The sequence below is a fragment of the Nocardia sp. bgisy118 genome (genome assembly GCF_057708605.1).
Window position 1 is genome coordinate 382,771 of the sequence record NZ_JBYISM010000001.1, and the last position, 16,245, is coordinate 399,015.

Annotated in this window: 17 protein-coding genes; 7 read left to right on the forward strand and 10 right to left on the reverse strand. The window is 69.2% G+C overall.

What is annotated here, in order from left to right; all coding sequences use genetic code 11:
- Positions 1-22: 22 nt before the first annotated feature.
- The 3 genes from AC3EO7_RS01685 to AC3EO7_RS01695 all read right to left on the reverse strand — a co-directional run bounded on the left by AC3EO7_RS01685 (position 23) and on the right by AC3EO7_RS01695 (position 2,855).
- Positions 23-538 carry an OsmC family protein gene (locus AC3EO7_RS01685; protein WP_435590255.1) on the reverse strand — a complete coding sequence of 172 codons (516 nt, stop codon included), beginning with the start codon at positions 536-538 and terminating at the stop codon, positions 23-25.
- A 183-nt stretch (positions 539-721) separates the two neighbouring features.
- Positions 722-2,365 (reverse strand): MDR family MFS transporter, encoded by a 1,644-nt coding sequence (locus AC3EO7_RS01690; protein WP_431969004.1) that lies wholly within the window; start codon positions 2,363-2,365, stop codon positions 722-724.
- Complete coding sequence (locus tag AC3EO7_RS01695; protein WP_431969002.1) at positions 2,358-2,855, reverse strand: MarR family winged helix-turn-helix transcriptional regulator; 498 nt, start codon at positions 2,853-2,855, stop codon at positions 2,358-2,360. The genes AC3EO7_RS01690 and AC3EO7_RS01695 overlap by 8 nt, the downstream gene beginning before the upstream one ends.
- A gap of 204 nt (positions 2,856-3,059) precedes the next feature.
- Here AC3EO7_RS01695 and AC3EO7_RS01700 point away from each other — a divergent pair, with 204 nt between their 5' ends.
- Positions 3,060-3,818, forward strand: coding sequence for a DUF1460 domain-containing protein (locus AC3EO7_RS01700; RefSeq protein WP_431969110.1), 759 nt, complete (start codon positions 3,060-3,062; stop codon positions 3,816-3,818).
- An 81-nt stretch (positions 3,819-3,899) separates the two neighbouring features.
- Here AC3EO7_RS01700 and AC3EO7_RS01705 read toward each other — a convergent pair whose 3' ends face one another.
- Positions 3,900-4,379 carry a nucleoside deaminase gene (locus AC3EO7_RS01705; protein WP_435590256.1) on the reverse strand — a complete coding sequence of 160 codons (480 nt, stop codon included), beginning with the start codon at positions 4,377-4,379 and terminating at the stop codon, positions 3,900-3,902.
- Between the two features lie 305 nt (positions 4,380-4,684).
- Entirely contained in the window at positions 4,685-5,515 is an 831-nt protein-coding gene (locus AC3EO7_RS01710; RefSeq protein ID WP_431968998.1) for a helix-turn-helix transcriptional regulator, read from the reverse strand.
- Positions 5,516-5,669: 154 nt separating this feature from the next.
- Here AC3EO7_RS01710 and AC3EO7_RS01715 point away from each other — a divergent pair, with 154 nt between their 5' ends.
- The 5 genes from AC3EO7_RS01715 to AC3EO7_RS01735 all read left to right on the forward strand — a co-directional run bounded on the left by AC3EO7_RS01715 (position 5,670) and on the right by AC3EO7_RS01735 (position 9,896).
- A complete protein-coding gene (locus AC3EO7_RS01715; RefSeq protein WP_435590257.1) occupies positions 5,670-6,386 on the forward strand; it encodes an SDR family oxidoreductase in 717 nt (238 codons plus the stop codon).
- Positions 6,387-6,471: 85 nt separating this feature from the next.
- Positions 6,472-7,341 carry an oxygenase MpaB family protein gene (locus AC3EO7_RS01720; protein ID WP_435590258.1) on the forward strand — a complete coding sequence of 290 codons (870 nt, stop codon included), beginning with the start codon at positions 6,472-6,474 and terminating at the stop codon, positions 7,339-7,341.
- A 4-nt stretch (positions 7,342-7,345) separates the two neighbouring features.
- Entirely contained in the window at positions 7,346-7,963 is a 618-nt protein-coding gene (locus AC3EO7_RS01725; protein ID WP_435590259.1) for a TetR/AcrR family transcriptional regulator, read from the forward strand.
- Between the two features lie 359 nt (positions 7,964-8,322).
- Positions 8,323-8,484: a hypothetical protein gene (locus tag AC3EO7_RS01730; protein WP_435590260.1), complete on the forward strand. Its 162-nt coding sequence runs from the start codon at positions 8,323-8,325 to the stop codon at positions 8,482-8,484.
- Positions 8,485-8,750: 266 nt separating this feature from the next.
- Complete coding sequence (locus AC3EO7_RS01735) at positions 8,751-9,896, forward strand: serine hydrolase domain-containing protein (RefSeq protein ID WP_435590261.1); 1,146 nt, start codon at positions 8,751-8,753, stop codon at positions 9,894-9,896.
- Here the strand turns inward: AC3EO7_RS01735 and AC3EO7_RS01740 are convergent.
- Positions 9,874-10,719, reverse strand: coding sequence for a helix-turn-helix domain-containing protein (locus tag AC3EO7_RS01740; protein WP_431968986.1), 846 nt, complete (start codon positions 10,717-10,719; stop codon positions 9,874-9,876). The two genes, AC3EO7_RS01735 and AC3EO7_RS01740, sit on opposite strands and share 23 nt — an antisense overlap.
- An 86-nt stretch (positions 10,720-10,805) precedes the next feature.
- Here AC3EO7_RS01740 and AC3EO7_RS01745 point away from each other — a divergent pair, with 86 nt between their 5' ends.
- Entirely contained in the window at positions 10,806-11,186 is a 381-nt protein-coding gene (locus tag AC3EO7_RS01745; protein WP_431968984.1) for a nuclear transport factor 2 family protein, read from the forward strand.
- A 13-nt stretch (positions 11,187-11,199) separates the two neighbouring features.
- On the opposite strand, the gene AC3EO7_RS01750 is transcribed toward AC3EO7_RS01745, so the two are convergent.
- The 4 genes from AC3EO7_RS01750 to AC3EO7_RS01765 form a co-directional block, all read right to left on the reverse strand.
- Positions 11,200-11,871, reverse strand: coding sequence for an MspA family porin (locus AC3EO7_RS01750; RefSeq protein WP_431968982.1), 672 nt, complete (start codon positions 11,869-11,871; stop codon positions 11,200-11,202).
- 27 nt (positions 11,872-11,898) lie between these two features.
- Positions 11,899-13,473, reverse strand: coding sequence for an MFS transporter (locus AC3EO7_RS01755; RefSeq protein ID WP_435590262.1), 1,575 nt, complete (start codon positions 13,471-13,473; stop codon positions 11,899-11,901).
- Positions 13,470-13,916 carry a nitroreductase family deazaflavin-dependent oxidoreductase gene (locus tag AC3EO7_RS01760; RefSeq protein WP_435590263.1) on the reverse strand — a complete coding sequence of 149 codons (447 nt, stop codon included), beginning with the start codon at positions 13,914-13,916 and terminating at the stop codon, positions 13,470-13,472. The genes AC3EO7_RS01755 and AC3EO7_RS01760 overlap by 4 nt, the downstream gene beginning before the upstream one ends.
- A 68-nt stretch (positions 13,917-13,984) precedes the next feature.
- Positions 13,985-16,219: an MMPL family transporter gene (locus tag AC3EO7_RS01765; RefSeq protein WP_435590264.1), complete on the reverse strand. Its 2,235-nt coding sequence runs from the start codon at positions 16,217-16,219 to the stop codon at positions 13,985-13,987.
- Positions 16,220-16,245: the final 26 nt, after the last annotated feature.

Sequence of the window (16,245 nt, forward strand, 5' to 3'; positions counted from 1 at the left end):
CCGCGTGCGGGCGCGGGGAAGGTCAGGCGGTGATCAGCGTGGTCTCGACCGGCGTCGCCGCGGTCGAGAGATCGAGGACCGGGCAGTGCGCGTCCACGGCCCGTTGCAGTTCGGCGTAGCGCTCGGCGGTCTCCGGCCCGGTGATGCGGACCGTGACGCGCACGGCCTGGAAGCCCGGACGGACGGTGTCGTCCAGGCCGAAGAAGCCACAGACGTCGAGATCCCCCTCCGCCTCCACCGCGATGTCGTCGACGGTGATGTCGAGCCGCTGCGCCCAGAATCGATAGGTGACCACCTGACAGGCGATCAGCGACGCCAGATAGACCTCGACCGGGTTGGGCGCGGTGCCCGCACCGCCGAGCGCGGGCGGCTCGTCCACCCGAATCATGTACTGGCCCAGCGCGATCGCGCTGCCGACCGTGCCCTCCGGCACCCCCGACGCACGGAAGACCACCTGCGCGGCGGCGGGATTCTCCGCGACCGCCCGCGCGGTGGCCTCCGTGATGTCGTTCAACGACGTGCTCACATTCGCTGTCACGGCTACCGACCGTAGGAATCGGCGCGCGTCGTGGCGATAATTACATTCCCTGTGAGCTGAAAGGTAGCTGCCGATCCATCGGCGCACTTGCACACGTTGTCGGCGAGTTGCTTTGCGACACGGCCACTTTCCCGTACCGGCGAGCGGGGCGACCCCCGTTCGGAGTCGCCCCGCTCTGGTCGCTCAGCTCTGTAGTACCCGCACCTTGTCGTCGTCACGGCTGCTTGTCGATGCGCCGACCGGGGGAGTGTCCTCGGCCTGCGCGCGCATCGGGTCGAGCGCCGGATCGATGTCGATCGTGTTGCGCAGCGGGCGATTCGGCAGCAGCGCGGTGGCGATCAGCGCGACGACCGTGGCCAGCGCGGCGATGAGGAAGATGCGGCCGGTCGCGTCGCCGTAGGCGGTGCGCACGATGGTCGCGACGGGTCCGGGCAGCGCGTCGAGATTCAGGTTGCCGCTGCCGGAGGAGCGGGTCTGGATGCCGAGCTTGGCGAACCCCTCGGTGGACAGTTCGGTCACCCGGGTGGCCAGCACCGAGCCGAGCACCGAAACGCCGATCGCGCCGCCGAAGGTGCGGAAGAAGGCGACGCTGCTGGAGGCGGCGCCGATGTTGTGCACGCTCACGGTGTTCTGTACGGCGAGAACGAGATTCTGCATCATCATGCCGACGCCGAGACCCACGACGACGGTGTACGCGCCGACCAGCCACAGGTTCGTCGCGTGATCGATGGTCGACAGCAGCGCGAACCCGACCACGAGCAGCGCGCCGCCCGCGACCACGAACCGCTTCCACTTGCCGAAGCGGGTGATCAGCTGACCTGAGCCGACCGAGGCGATGAGCATGCCGACGACCAGCGGGATGCTCAGCACGCCCGCGGCGGTCGGCGAATAGCCGCGCGCGGTCTGGAAGTACTGGCCGAGGAACGTGGTGGCGCCGAACATGCCGACGCCGACCGCGATCGAGGCGAGGATCGCCAGTCCGGTGGTGCGTTCGGTGATGATCGGCAGCGGGATGATCGGTGACTTGGCGCGGGACTCCACCCACACGGTCGCGATCAGCAGCAGCACGCCGCCGCCGACGTACAGGGCCGACTCCCGCGAGATCCACTCGTAGTAGCCCGCCTTCCCGGCGAACGACACCCAGATCAGCAGCACCGAGACCCCTGCGGTGAGCAGCGCGGCGCCGAGCCAGTCGATCGACACGCCCGGCTTCCGTTCGGTGGGCAGCCGCAGCGTCCGGTGCAGCAGCATCAGCGCGATCACCGCCAGCGGCACGCAGACGAAGAAGCACCAGCGCCAGCCGAGCGGGCTGTCGACGATGACGCCGCCGAGGATCGGGCCGCCCGACATCGATACCGCCATCACCGCGCCCATGTAGCCGGAGTACCGGCCGCGTTCGCGCGGCGCCACGATGCTGCCGATGATCGCGACCGCCAGCGCGGTCAGCCCGCCCATGCCGATGCCCTGGATCACCCGGGCGACCAGCAGCAGGGCCACCGTGTGCGCGAATCCGGCGATGATCGAGCCGATCACGAAGATGACGATCGCCGTCTGGACCAGCAGCTTCTTGTTGAACAGGTCGGCGAACTTGCCCCAGATCGGGGTGGACGCGGCGTTGGCGAGCAGGGCCGTCGTGATGACCCACGCGTACGCCGTCTGTGATCCCTCGAGATCGCCGATGATGGTGGGCAGCGCGGTCGCGACGATGGTGGTGCTCAACAGGGCGGTGAACAGCGCGGCCAGCAGGCCGGTCATCGCCTCGAGGACTTCGCGATGGCTCATCGCGGTCGGGTCGCGCCGCACGGGCGTCTCGACTGAACTAGACATCTACTCCCTGACTCTCTGTCGAAACCGGCTGGGGTTCCGTCGTTCCCGCGCGCTGCGCGTGCGCGGCGAGCGAATTCCTGAGCTTGCGGACCGACTCGCAGGCGAGCTCGGCGTCGTCCTCGCTCCAGTCGGCGAGGACGGTCTGCAGGCCGCGCGCCCGCGACGCCCGGACGCGGCCGAGCAGGTCCCGGCCCGCGTCGGTGACCTGGATGAGGGTGGCCCGGCCGTCGCTGGGGTCGGCGTGGCGGCTGATGTAGCCGGCGCCGACCAGTTCGGTGACGTGCCTGCTCAGCGCCGAGGCGCTGATGCACAGATCCACCGCCAGGTCGACCTGGCGGCAGGGGCCCTTGGTTTCCAAGGTCCCCAGCACGCCGACGCCGCCGGGCAGTAGCTGGCCTTCTTCCGGATGGAGAAGGGTGATCCGGATCGCCCTGCCGATCAGGTAGAGCTCCTTGATCAGGCTTTGTGCCGTATCGGGTGATACCGCCATGTCCGCTCCCCGCAGGAGATAATTTGCTTGCAGTCAGCAACTATATTTCACTTGCTTGAGCTAAGCAACTAAATCCTGTGGATGGACGACTTCGGGCCGACGGGGCGGCGGGCTACGGTGGGTTCTTGCACCGGTCCACTCTCGGGAGGCGTTTTGCGCACCATCGCCCGCGTACTGCTCGTCCTGCTGGCCCTGGCGTGCGGCATGGTGCCTGCGCTGCCCGCGGCGGTGGGAGCGCCGAACGCCGCGAGCTTCGACGACGCCACCGCGCGAAAGATCGATGAGCTGCTGGCACTGCGCGCCACCGCGCCCACCGCCGCCAAGGGGGAGTTGCTCGCGCTGCTGTCGAGCCGGTTTCTGGGCACGCCGTACGGGGCGAACATGCTGGTCGGCTCCGCGACCCAACCCGAGCAATTGGTCGTCGATCTGCGGCGGGTGGACTGCTTCACCTTCCTCGACTACGTGGAAGCGCTGAGCAGGTCCGCCGACCGCGACCAGTTCGTGGCGAACCTGATCGAGACGCGCTACGCGGGCGGACGCGTCGACTTCCTCCAGCGCAAACACTTCTTCAGCGACTGGTCGCACACGCCGCGAATCGCCGCGACCGATATCACCGCGACGCTGAGCCCCGCGGCGGTGACGGTCGGCAAGCGGCTCAACGCGAAAGCCGATGGGGGAACGTATCTCCCCGGGTTGCCCGTGGTCGGCCGCGACATCACCTACATCCCGAGCGCCGCGGTCGACGGGAACGTCATCGGGCAGCTCCGCACCGGCGACTACATCGGCGCCTACACCGACCAGCCCGGACTGGACGTCACTCACGTCGGCATCTTCGTGATGACGTCCGACGGACCGATCTTCCGCAACGCGTCCTCCCTCGCGGCGAACAACCAGGTGGTCGATTCGCCGTTGGCCGACTATGTGCGATCGACACCCGGGATCGTGGTGCTGCGGCCGCAATAACGCGCCGGGCGAGCGGGACCGGCCAAGAGTGCTGTTGGATGCCGCGGGGCGCGGCGAACTTGCCGGTGCGGGCCGGGCTGATCAGTCGTGGGGCCTCCGGTGGAGTCGGTGGAGTTCACGCAGCGCGCCGGCCAGCTGGGGGGCGGGCCCCGACGTGGGGATGCCCGGCGCGACCACGTTGATAGATAAGGCCCGGACCGGGGCGGGCGGGATGCCCATCTCGTCGAGCCATTCGGTCAGCTGCGCCGCCGAGCTGGCGTAGACGATGCGACCGAGACCGGCCCAGGCGTGCGCGGCCGAACACATCGGGCAGTGCTCGCCGGAGGTGTAGACGGTCGTGGTCGCGCGTTCGGCGGGTGCGAGTTGGGCGATGGCCCAGTGCACCAATTCGAGTTCCGGATGCCGGGTCGGATCACCGCCGCCTTCGCCGTTCTTCGCCTCCGCGAGCACCCGGCCGTCGCCGACGAGCAGCGAGCCGAACGGCGCGTTGCCATCGTCGAGCGCCTCCCGGGCCAGGTCCACGCACCGTCGCAGGTACACGAGATCAGCATCATCGACCATGCTCCGAGCGTATGCTTCGGCGGCTCTGCGAGCGTCGCATGTCGTCGTTTCGGCGGCCTGGGCGACGCATCCAGGGGGAGGGGAGTCGCCTAACGGCTTGCGGAACAGCCCGAGCATCGCGTGTAGAAGTTCTTCCCATGCTCGTCGGCGACCGCGGGGTCTCTGAGGTCGTACGAGAACATCGGCCAATCGGTGCCGAATCCTTGCCACGCTCTCGTTCAGCAGATGCGTGACCGACGTGGAAAAAATTGCACTATGAAGATATGCGCATCGACGCATTGAGCTCTCCGCCGCCGAAGGCCAAATCAGTGCGACGGACGTGGAGTGGCGGCGAGGGAGCCGAGCAACGCTAGCGCCTCGGCGCTCGATGAGTTCGGCTCGGCGTGGTAGACGACCAGTTCCTGTCCGGGACTGGATCGTACGTCGAAGGTCTGCATGGTCAATTCCACGAGCCCCACGTCGCGGTGGTCGAAACGCTTGCGCTCCAACGATTTTCCGCGCGCATCGTGACGGGCCCAGAGTTCGGCGAACTCGGGACTCGTGTCGAGCAGGTCGGCGAGTACTCGGCGGACGCGCGGATCGTGCGGCGCCGCACCGTGTCCGAGGCGGAATCCGGCGACGACGTTGCGGGCCACGTCGGGCCAGTCGCGATAGAAGGTCCGCGCGGCCGGATCGGTGAACACGATGCGCAGCAGGTTGCGGGGGTGGCGCCAGCCGGAGAACAGCGCGTCGGCGATGGCATTGGCGGCCAGGACGTCGTAGGCGCGGTTGTAGACGACCGCCGGATTGTTCGGCCAAGCGGCGACCAGCTCGAGCAGGCGCGGGTCGACGCGGTCGTCGGTCGCCGCGTGCGCGCGCGGGCCGAGGCCCGCGAGCCGGAACAGGTGCCCGCGCGCGTCCTCGTCGAGGTCGAGTGCGGCGGCGAGCGCGTCGACGACCTGGGCCGACGGCCTGCGCTCCCGCCCCTGTTCGAGGCGGGTGTAGTAGTCCGCGCTCACCCCGGCGAGCAGCGCCACCTCCTCGCGGCGCAAGCCGGGCACGCGACGGTGTCGGCCCGCCATCGGCAGCCGGACCCGCGACGGCGCGATCTGTTCGCGGCGGGCGCGCAGGAACGCGCCGAGCTCGGTATCTGCCATGGTCGCATCGTAGGGCGGCGACCCGCCGAGAGCCTGGGTGCGCTGCTCCCAGGAACGTTTCGCTCTTCCAGCGGCGGCCACGGGCTTCGAGAGTGGACACCGCGCCGACCGCCCGGCCGGCGCGGCGTCTCGCCGAATATCCAAGGGAGAGAACATGACAGACTCCGTCGCCCTCGTCACCGGCGCGAGCAGCGGCATCGGCCGTGCCATCGCGCGGCGGCTCGCCGCCGACGGCATGCGCGTCGTCGCGGCCGCGCGACGCATCGACCGGCTCCACGAGCTCGCCGAGGCGAGCGGGGGAGCGATCGAGCCGTGCGCCCTCGACGTCACCGATCGGGATGCCGTCCGCCGCGCCGTCGACGACCTCGTCGCCCGGCACGGCCGGCTCGATGTGTTCGTCGCCAACGCGGGGGTGATGCCGCTGTCGCGGCTGGACGCCGGTCTGGTCGGCGAATGGGACCGGATGATCGACGTCAACATCCGCGGTCTGCTGTACGGCATCGCGGCCGCGCTTCCGCATTTCCACGCCACAGGCAGCGGCCACCTGGTGACGATCGCGTCGATCGGTGCGCACGCCGTCAGCCCCACCGCGGCCGTGTACTGCGGAACCAAGTACGCGGCGTGGGCCATCACCGAGGGGCTGCGGCTGGAATCGCCGCCCGGCATCCGGGTCACCACGATCTCGCCCGGCGTGGTCCACAGCGAACTGGCCGAGACCATCAGCGACCCGCACGCGCGGACAGTGATGGCCGAGTACCGGCGGAACGCGATCGCGCCCGAATCGATCGCCGACGCCGTCGCCTATGCGGTGGGTCAAGCGCCGGATGTGGACGTCAACGAGATCGTCGTCCGGCCGGTGCGGCAGCGCTGAGGTGCGGCGCCCGCTGACGAGCGGCCTTGCTCGCGACGTGTGCGACAGATAACGTAATTCTGTCGCACACTGAAAGGGGTCAACGATGACCGCACGCGCCCACCGGATCGACGACACGAATGCCGACATCGCGCCCGAGCTGGGTCCCGGCTCTCTGACCTGGCGTTACGCGGGGGATCTTCGCCTTCTTCTGGTCACCGCGCCCTACGGCATGCTGCAACTCATGCACCCGGCGGTGGGCGCGGGCGTGGCGGACCATTCCGACTTCTTCGTCGATCCGTGGGACCGCGTGTTTCGCTCGATTCCCGAAATCGTCGGCACCGTCTACGACTCACCCCGGTCCGGTACCGCGGCGCGGGTGCGCGACTACCACCGCGACATCGGGGGAGTCGATCACCACGGGAAGCGCTACCACGCACTGAATCCGGAGGTCTACTTCTGGACCCACGCCACCATCCTGCAGGGTGTGATCACCATCGCCGAGGTCTACGACGGCGGGCTGACCGACGCGCAGCGCGAGACCTTCTATCAGGAAGGCAAGACCTGGTACCGCCGCTACGGGCTCAGCGAGCGGCCCATGCCCGCCGACTACGCCGCGTTCACCCGCTACTTCGACGACATGTGCGAGAACGTGCTCGAGGCAACGGAATCCGCGCGGTGGCTGGCCGGGCAGCTCGGTGTCACCAGCGGGCTGCGGCTGCCGTATCTGCCCGGGCCGATCGAGGCGGTGGTGCGTCCGGTGATCATGTCCGAATACCGGGTGATCACCACCGCGTTGCTGCCCGAATCCGCGCGGGATCGGCTCGGGCTGCGCTATTCGGCCGTCGACCGCGCCCGGTTCCGCGCCGCGGTCACGCTGATCCGCAACGCGTGGCCGTTGCTGCCCGAACCGCTGCGCTACCATCCCCGTGCCCGCCAAGGCATGCGCGAGCATGCCGCACTCAGTCAGGGATGAAGCGATGTTCACAGCCCGGCAGATGGTCGCCTCCCGGGGATCGGCGGCCGACGCCGATCCGCAGGCCGCGCGGATCGTCGACGCGGCGTTGGACGAGTTCCGCGAGCACGGGCTCGATCGTGTGCGCATGGAACACATCGCGCGCCGCGCCGGGATGCACCGCGCGACCGTTTACCGGGCCTTTCCCAACAAGGACACCCTCGTCGGCGTCGCGCTGACCACTTGGGTGCAGCGCGTGCTCGGTGACATCGCGGACACCGTCGCGGGCCACCCCGACGTCCGTACGCGAGCGGTCGAAGGCTTCACCATCGCGCTGCGGACGCTGCGCGCCGACCCGCTGACCAACCGCATCCTGCTCGCCGACGAAGCAGGCAAGCCGTTCCTCATCACCTATGGCAGCGCCCTGGTCGATACCGCGCGTACCTTCTTCGCCGACCAGCTCCGCCAAGCCGACGATGCGGATGGCATCGATCCCGACGCCGCCGCCGAGATCGCCGCTCGCCTTTCCCTCACCTTGCTTCTGATCCCCGACAGCTACTTCCGCCTCGACACCGACGAAGACGCCCGCGCCTTCGCCCGCAACCATCTGCTACCCGCCGCGATCGCTGCCGACAGTCGGTAACGAGCCTGGGGCCGACCACGATTCGACCGGTAGAGCATCGGCGCGTGGAGGGGACGAGCACGATGATCCGGCAATCCGGTGGGGCCCCACCCGGGTGTGGCTCCGCCGTCGCGATCTGCCGCCCGTTCTGCCGCCGCTACCCCGTTCACTGCGGGCCATCGTCAGCGGGCGGGGACAGTTCACGACCAGCCGACCAGAGCTGTTCGAAATGGCCGATGACGCCACGGACGAAGGTGGGGTCGGCGACGCGAAATCCACTGAGCTCCTGCGTGGTTCCGTTGGTGAAGGCGAGGAAGGCCGCTTCGAGGTGCTCTCACCGGGGCAGTGCGCCGCGCTACAGGCTCTCCGCGCTCATCGCGTTGGCCGAAGCGTCCGCGGTGACCTGGTCGGTGGCGGCGGCCGCGGTGGTCGTGCTCGCGCTCGGCGGTGCGTTCGGCCGATGGCGCCGACCGCGGAGTTCGGATCGGGGCACCGGGGCGTTGGATCGTGGCATCGAGGCGGCGGATCGGCCGAGCGCGTGACGACCTCCGTGGCGGTGAAGAGCGGCAGGTCTCGCAGCGTGCGGCCCCGGCGTGGGAGCCGGCGACTGGATCGCGTGCGGTGGGGGCTACCTCCCGGGCGTGACATGCGGAAGGCTGGGTATGGGTACGGCATACCGATCGGAGTCGCTCGGGAGCCGGAAACCGTGCCGAACGGTTGCTCGAATCAGATGTGTCCACACCTGTTGAGGGTCATTCGCTCTGTGCCCGGCCCTGTGGTCCGCCCGGCGGCGGGCCGCGGTGTTCCGGTGAGAGGGGAAAACATGCGCTGGTTCACGGTGGCGGCGATGCTGGTCGCGATGATGCTGTGTCCGGTGTCCGGTTCTGTGGGGGCGGAACCGAGCCTCGCGCGGCCGTCCTGGCAACCCGATCTCGATCGCGTCGTGGTCGTGTCGGGGGTGCCGGGCGCGCAGCTGGTGGTCAGCGGCGACTTCGGCGAGCTCCAGCTGAACAGCGGATCGGGTGATCTCGGCACCGGAGCGCCCTTCCCCGACAACGCGCAGGTGCGGATCGCGAGCAACACCAAGGCGTTCGTGGCCGCCGTCGCCTTGCAGCTGGTCGCCGAGCAGCGCGTCGACCTGGACGCGCCGATCGATCGATACCTGCCAGGCGTCGTCACGGGCCCGGGTGGCGACGGGCAGCGCATCACCGTGCGCAATCTGTTGCAGCACACCAGCGGCATCCCCGATTACCTCAGCCAGGTGGATCTCGACAGCGTCGCGGGCATGCAGAACTACCGTCCGGCGTCGGAGCTGATCCGCGGCGCGCTCGACCGGCCCGCCGAGTTCGAGCCCGGCGCGCGCTGGGGCTACTCCAACACCAACTACCTGATCATCGGCTCGATGATCGAACGGGTGACCGGCCTCCCGGTGGGCGTGGAGGTCACGCGGCGGATCATCCTGCCGCTCGGATTGCACGACACCTACTGGCCGCTGTATCCGCTCGAGCAGGTGGTGCGCCTCCCGCATCCCCGCAGCTATCTCGTCAACGGCGTCGAACGCGTCGACGTCACCGACATCGATCCGAACTGGGGGCTCGCCGACGGCGCGATGGTCGCCACCGGACGGGATCTGAATCGCTACTTCATGGCGTTGATCTCGGGCCGGGTGGTCCCGCTCGCGCAACTGGAGCAGATGCGTACGACGATTCCGAGCGGCGTGCCCTTGGTCGACCAGGAGATCGGTCTCGGGCTGTTCCGGCGGGTGAACAGGTGCGGCGTGGAGACGTGGGGTCACGGCGGCACGATCACCGGCAGCAGCGTGGTCGGCGCGGCCACCGACCGTTTCGCGGTCACCCTCGCCATGAATCAGCTGCCGACCCTCGCCGCCTCGCTCGCCCCGCGAGGTGGCATCCAGGACATGCTCGACACGGTCATGTGCGATCTCGCGGGCTGAGTGCGCCTGGTCGGCGAGCGGCCGCGACGGGTTCCCGCGCTCGCTGTTCGGCGAGGGTGCGCAGGTGCTCCGCGGTGGCCGCGTCGGCAGGGAGATAGGTCTCGATCGCGATCTCGTCGAGGGTGATGTCGAAGGCCGCGCCGAAGGTCATGATCGTGCTGTGGAAGCACAGTCGCATGCCGTCGTGGACGAGGTGAATGGGTAGCGCGACGGCGGCCGGATCGACCAGATCCGGTGCGTCTTCGGTGGCATAGCCGCACAACTCCTCGTGCAGCGCGGCGAGTTCCTGATCGCCGGTGTGGAATGCCTGCCGCGCCAGCCGGGGGAGCAGAAAGCCGCGCACCTGGGCCAGATTGCGCACCCGGGGGGCGAATCCGCGCGGATGCAGGCCGAGTCGCATCATGTTGATCGGCGGGGTGAGCAGCTCGGGCGCGACCCCGTCGAGGAAGATCTGCGCGGCGGCGTTGCCGTACAACAGATTCCAGCGGCGATCCACCGCCAGCGCCGGATACGGCTCGTGCGCGGTCAGCACCCGCCGCACCGCGGCCATCGCCTCGGCCAGTTCGGGGTCGTCGATCGGACGCTGCCGGTAGCGCGGCGCGTGCCCGGCCGCGACGAGCAGCCGATTCCGTTCCCGCAGGGGAATGTCCAGGTGTCCGGCGAACCGATCGAGCATGTCCGGACTGGGCAGCGTCCGGCCCGTCTCGACGAAACTGATGTGCCTGGTGGAGATCCCCGAGCGCACCGAAAGCGCGAGCTGGCTCAACCCTCGGCGCACCCGCCACTCGCGCAGCAACGCGCCGACCGGACGATCGTGATCCATGCGGCCAGTATCGACGGTGTTCCCGCCGCGACGCCATGACATGTCTGGTAATCGACGCGTCGCCCTCGGGCCGCCATGGTTGTCCCATGACGAACAACACTCTCGCCGCCAAGAACAAAGACCTCGTGCTGCACGGCCTCGCCGAATTCACCGGCGGCAATGTCGAAGTGCTGCGCGACCTGCTGCACGAGGACTTCCTGGAACACAGTCCGGGCAACCCGTCGGGCCGCGACGCGTTCCTCGAATTTCTCGCCACGGCGCCGGTGACCGGCGCCCGGCTCGACATCAAGCGCGTCGTCACCGATGACGAATACGCGGTGGTGCACTACCACATGATCGAGCCGGGCGCGGAGCGCGGCAGCGCGGTCGTCGACATCTGGCGACTCGAGGACGGGAAGATCGTCGAGCACTGGGATGTGGTGCAGCCAGTGCCCGACGCCGCGCAGATCCCGCACGGAATGTTCTGACGGAAGCTGATGCTCAGCCCAGGCTGAACGGCGCGCCCCACACGGTGAGGTGGGAGGCGACGGTCGCGGTTTCGATCTCGACGCGGATGAAGGCCCGTGCCTGCGCGTAGCCCGCGCAGCCGGACAGCGCGATGGTGGAGTCGGCCCAGGTCACCGACCCGGTGTTGCCGCGAAAACGGTTGACGGGCTTGTGGTCTTCGTTGCCGAAGTCGTCGGGGACCTCGACGTCCATGAGGTAGAAGGACCGGGTCTGGCCCGGGCCGAGCGAGAGCGCGCCGCCGGACTCCGCGCCGACGTTCGGACGCACGTTCTGCCCGTTGCTCCAGTTGAGCCCGCCTTCCACCCCGCCCTCCACGCCGCCGCCGGAGATGTCCACCTGACAGCCGACGGTGTAGCCGGGGATGAGCTTGCCGCCCGGCCGATCGCCCGCCCCGGCCACCTCGACCTGCGCGCTGCCCGACACCCAGGCGTTGCGATGCAGCGGGGTGCCGCCGAGCGAGGGATTGATGGTCACCGATTCGCCGACGAGCCGGACGGTGACCACCGTGCCGTCCGACAGCGTCTGCACTTTCTCGGCGCCGGGTAGCGGCACCACCACGTCGGCGCCGGCGGTGCCGCACGCGAGCGCGGCGGCGCCGGCCGCCGCGGCCGCGACGGACCTTCCGATGTGCTTGCGACAGTTCATGTCTCTCCTTGGGAAGTCACTAGCCGGTCAGGCAGGGACGGGTGCGTCGTCGTGTTCGGGTGCGGCCGGATCCTGGACGAAATCCTGGCGGCGGATCAGCACCAGCGCCGCCGCGCCGACGATCACGCTGGCGAGGCCGCCGATGGTCGCCACGGCGTGCAGGCCGGAGACGAACGCCGCGTGCGCGGCGGTGGTCAGTTCGGCGGCGTGCGCGGGGGAGGTTTCGGCCGTGAGCCGATCGATCGAGCCCGCGGCGATCGCGTCGACGGCCGCGGCGGGCACCGGCTGCCCGGACAGGCTGTCGGCGATCCTGGCGTGCGCGACCGCGCCGAGCACCGCGACGCCCAGCGCCGAACCCACCTGTTGGAAGGTCTCGTTGACCCCGGAGCCCATGCCGGAGTCCTCCGGCGCGACGATGGCGACCGCGGCGTTGGCCCGGGGCGGATTGAACAGTCCCATGCCGATGCCTGCGACGAGGAACGGCAGCAGGGCCGCGGTCCAATCGTCCTCCGGGCCGATGGAGTTCAGCAGCAGGAATCCGACGCCGGTGAGGATCAGCGCCGCGCCGATCAGCCGGTTGGTCGCCACCCGCACGCTCAATATGCCGCCGAGCACGCCCGCCACCAGCAGCATGCCGGTGAGCGGCAGGAAGCGCAGCCCGGTCTCGATCGCGGAGTGGCCGAGCACGCCCTGCATCCACAGCACCCCGAACAGGATGACCGGGATGACCGCGAAATTCAGCACGAAGGTCGCGGCCGAGAGCGCGTCGAAGGTGCGGTTGGCGAACAGCCTCAGATCCAGCATCGGGTGCCTGCCCCGGCGCTGCACCAGCACGAATGCCGCGACGAGCACGACGCACCCGGTGAAGCACAGGATGGAGGAGCCCGCTGTCCACCCGGCCACCGGACCGCGAATGATCCCGTACACCAACAGGAACAGCGCCGCCGAGAACAGCACGAGCCCGGCCCGGTCGACCGGCCTGCTGCCGCGCCGGGCGCTTTCGGGCACCTTCGCCAGCACCACAAGCAGCGCAAGCAGCCCCGTTGGCACGTTCAGGTAGAACACCCAGCGCCAATCGATTTCGGTGAGCGCGCCGCCGACCAGCGGACCCGCGGCGACCGAGATTCCGGTCGTCATGCCGAACAGGCCGAACGCGGTACCGCGCTCCTTGCCGTGGAAGGCCGCCGCAAGCATGGCAGGGCCGACGGCGTAGAGGATGGCCGCGCCGACGCCTTGGACGCCACGAGAAACGTTGAGCAGCAGGGGATTACCAGCGACACCGCAGGCCACCGACGCCGCGGTGAACACCACGAGCCCGCCCGCGAACAGGCTGCGCCTGCCCACCCGGTCCGCCAGCGAACCGCTGGTGAGCAGGAACGCGGCCATGCCGAGCGCGTAAGCGTCCACCACCCATTGCAGCGCGCTGAAGCTCGCCGACAGGTCGGCCTGGATGGCGGGCAGCGAGACGTTCACCACCGTGATGTCGAGGGTGAGCATGAAGGTGGACACGCACACCGTGGCGAGCACCCACCACCGGCTGGGATCCGTGACCGGTTCGTGCACCGTCGAATTCGGCGCTGTCGTCGGGCGTGTGGTGGTCATGCGGTCTTGCTCCAGCCGTGCAATACGAAGACGGGGTGTTTGTGCGCCTCGGCGGCGAACTCGCTCGGCGCGGAGCGCGGCGAGGCGTCGAAGTAGGGGATGGTCACCGGTGCCTTCCTGATGTACTGATGCAGCACCGCGCCCGCGCGCTCGCCGTGCACCGCCTCGGCGCGTACCCTCTGGTCGTCGCCGCCGCGGCGCAGGCGGACGAGATCGCTGGCGCGGACGTTGTGCACCCAGGCCACCTCCCCGTAGGGGGAGACGAGCCACCGCTGGCCGTCGAATTCGATGATGCGCACCGGGTTTCGGCGCGCCAGACCGCTGCGCCGCCCCGTGGTCTCCAGGATGTACATGCCGTCCGGTCCCGCGCCGCGCGCGGCCAACGCCATCACGGCGCGATTGAGGACCTTGCGGACCGGACCGGCTTGGTACTGCGCTGCCATGCTCTATGTCCTTCCGGTACGGCGGGCCCGGCAAGAGGAGGATGCCGGGCCCGCCGCGATACCGACGATCACCGCGACAGCGCTGTCGAGGTCGCCGCCGTAGTGCCGAGCGCGTTTGCCGGTTCGCTCGGCCGGCCTGCACCGCCGGTCTCCGGAGCCGCGTCGGCTCCAGGTTCGGGAATTCCGTACTTGTCCCACCACCTCGCCAGCGGCGCGGGAGCCCACCACGCCTTGCTGCCGAGCAGCCGCATCGTCGCGGGCACCAGCAGGCCGCGCACGATGGTGGCGTCCAGGAAGATGGCCACCACCAGGCCGACGCCGATCATCTTGACGATCGTGATGCCGGAGAAGACGAAGGCGCCGAGCACGACGGCGAGCAGCAGCGCGGCGCTGGTGATCAGTCGCGCGGTGTGGCGGACGCCGAAGGCCACCGACTCCACCGGATCACCGCTGCGCAGATAGTGCTCGCGGATGCGCGCCAGCAGGAACACCTCGTAGTCCATCGCCAGGCCGAAGGCGATCGCCATGATCATCATCGGCATGTTCGCGTCCATGTAGCCCGCGGGCACGAAATTCAGTGGGCCGGAGAGGAAACCGTACTGGAAGATGAGCGCCACGATGCCGAAGGCGGCGAACAGCGACAGCAGGTTCATCAGCACCGACTTCAACGGCAGCAGCACCGAGCCGAAGGCAAGGAACAGCACCGCGAACGACACCAACGTCACGATCAGCAGCATCCAGGGCAGCCGCTCGGTGAGCATGTCGAGCAGGTCGGCCACCGCCGCGGGGCGGTTGGTGAACGACGAGGTGGCGTCGGCGGGCGGTTCGACGGCCCGCAGTTCGCGCACCACGTCGCGGATCGGCGCGTCCATCGAGTCCAGTGAGTAACCGAGCGTGACGCGGGCCAGATCGCCCGCCGTTCCGGTCACGGTGGCGCTGTCCACGCCCTGCACCGCGCGCAGGCGGTCGAGGTAGGCCGAAAGCGCCTGCTGGGATTGCGGACTCGCGGCGTCTCCGGGCATGTCGACCACCGCGGTGATCACCTTGGTCGGATCGAGCGGGAAGTCCCGATCGAGCTCCGCCGAGACGACCCGGCTGTCGGTGCCGTCGGGCAGCGCCCAGTCGGCGGGCCGCGTCCAGGTCGCGCCGAGCAGCGGCAGGCCGAGCAGCACCAGTGCGAGACCGATGCTCGACGCGGCGAGCACGGGGCGGCGCATCACCGCGTGGGCGACCTTGTACCAGCGCGAGCCCGGCTCGCCGCCGCCCTTGCCGAACGACGGCAGCGGGATGCGCAGCGAGTTGATGCGCAGGCCGGCGAAACGCAGCAGGGCGGGCATCACGATCAGCGCGCCGAGCACCGCGAACAACACCACGCTGACGCCCGAGTAGCCGAGCGAGGTGAGGAACCGCGACGGGAAGATCACCAGGCCGCCCAGGGTGACTGCGACGGTGATGCCGGAGACGGCGACGGTACGGCCAGCGGTGGCCATGGTGATGCCGATGGCATCGTCGACCGAGCGGCCCACCGCCAGCTCGTCACGGAACCGGTTGACGATGAGTAGCGCGTAGTCGATGGCGAGGCCGAGGCCGAGCAGGACGACCAGGTTGATGGAGAAGGTGGACAGATCGGTGAACGTGCCGACCACGCGCAGTACCGCGAGCGAGCCGATCGAGACGACGACGCCGACCGCGAGCGGCAGCGCCGCGGCGATGGCGCTACGGAAGATGACGATCAGCAGGAGCAGCAGCAGCGGGAAGGAGATCAACTCGGCGCGCGCGAGATCTTCCTCGGTGATCTCGTTGAACTGGTCGTTCACCGCGACCAGTCCGCCGAAGCGGACCTCGAGGCCGGGCTGATCGAACAGGTGCTCGATCTCGCGCCACACCACCACCCGCTTTTCCTCGATCTGGCCGGGCAGCTGCATGGAGATGTAGGTCTTGTGCCGGTCGGCCGAGACGAAATCGGGGGAGCCCGTGCTCCAGAACGTCTCCAGCCAGGTGTAGGAGTCGCGGGGGATCTTGGCGACCGCGTTCTCGACCCGCTCGCGGTAGCGCGGATCGTCGACGGTCATGTCCGCGCTCTCGTACATGACCACCACGTCGGCGACGTGCCTGCCGAGGGTGGTCTCCAGGATCTCGTCCGCGTGCGACGACTCGCTGGTCGGATCGTCGAGTCCGGCGCCGCCGCCGAGCAGATTGCCCGCGCCCGAGCCCCACAAGCCGCCGAGCAGGATGAACAGAACGGTGCCTACCACCACCCATCTGCGATGGGCGGCGGACCACCTGCCGAGTTTTTCGAACACGATTCCTCCACCTATATAGAGTCGAA

Bases quoted from the DNA above. Each gene is read 5' to 3' on its own strand.
- AC3EO7_RS01690 (WP_431969004.1), bottom strand. From the start codon at position 2,365: ATGTCTAGTTCAGTCGAGACGCCCGTGCGGCGCGACCCGACCGCGATG.
- AC3EO7_RS01695 (WP_431969002.1), bottom strand. From the start codon at position 2,855: ATGGCGGTATCACCCGATACGGCACAAAGCCTGATCAAGGAGCTCTAC.
- AC3EO7_RS01700 (WP_431969110.1), top strand. From the start codon at position 3,060: ATGGTGCCTGCGCTGCCCGCGGCGGTGGGAGCGCCGAACGCCGCGAGC.
- AC3EO7_RS01705 (WP_435590256.1), bottom strand. From the start codon at position 4,379: ATGGTCGATGATGCTGATCTCGTGTACCTGCGACGGTGCGTGGACCTG.
- AC3EO7_RS01710 (WP_431968998.1), bottom strand. From the start codon at position 5,515: ATGGCAGATACCGAGCTCGGCGCGTTCCTGCGCGCCCGCCGCGAACAG.
- AC3EO7_RS01715 (WP_435590257.1), top strand. From the start codon at position 5,670: ATGACAGACTCCGTCGCCCTCGTCACCGGCGCGAGCAGCGGCATCGGC.
- AC3EO7_RS01720 (WP_435590258.1), top strand. From the start codon at position 6,472: ATGACCGCACGCGCCCACCGGATCGACGACACGAATGCCGACATCGCG.
- AC3EO7_RS01725 (WP_435590259.1), top strand. From the start codon at position 7,346: ATGTTCACAGCCCGGCAGATGGTCGCCTCCCGGGGATCGGCGGCCGAC.
- AC3EO7_RS01740 (WP_431968986.1), bottom strand. From the start codon at position 10,719: ATGGATCACGATCGTCCGGTCGGCGCGTTGCTGCGCGAGTGGCGGGTG.
- AC3EO7_RS01745 (WP_431968984.1), top strand. From the start codon at position 10,806: ATGACGAACAACACTCTCGCCGCCAAGAACAAAGACCTCGTGCTGCAC.
- AC3EO7_RS01750 (WP_431968982.1), bottom strand. From the start codon at position 11,871: ATGAACTGTCGCAAGCACATCGGAAGGTCCGTCGCGGCCGCGGCGGCC.
- AC3EO7_RS01755 (WP_435590262.1), bottom strand. From the start codon at position 13,473: ATGACCACCACACGCCCGACGACAGCGCCGAATTCGACGGTGCACGAA.
- AC3EO7_RS01760 (WP_435590263.1), bottom strand. From the start codon at position 13,916: ATGGCAGCGCAGTACCAAGCCGGTCCGGTCCGCAAGGTCCTCAATCGC.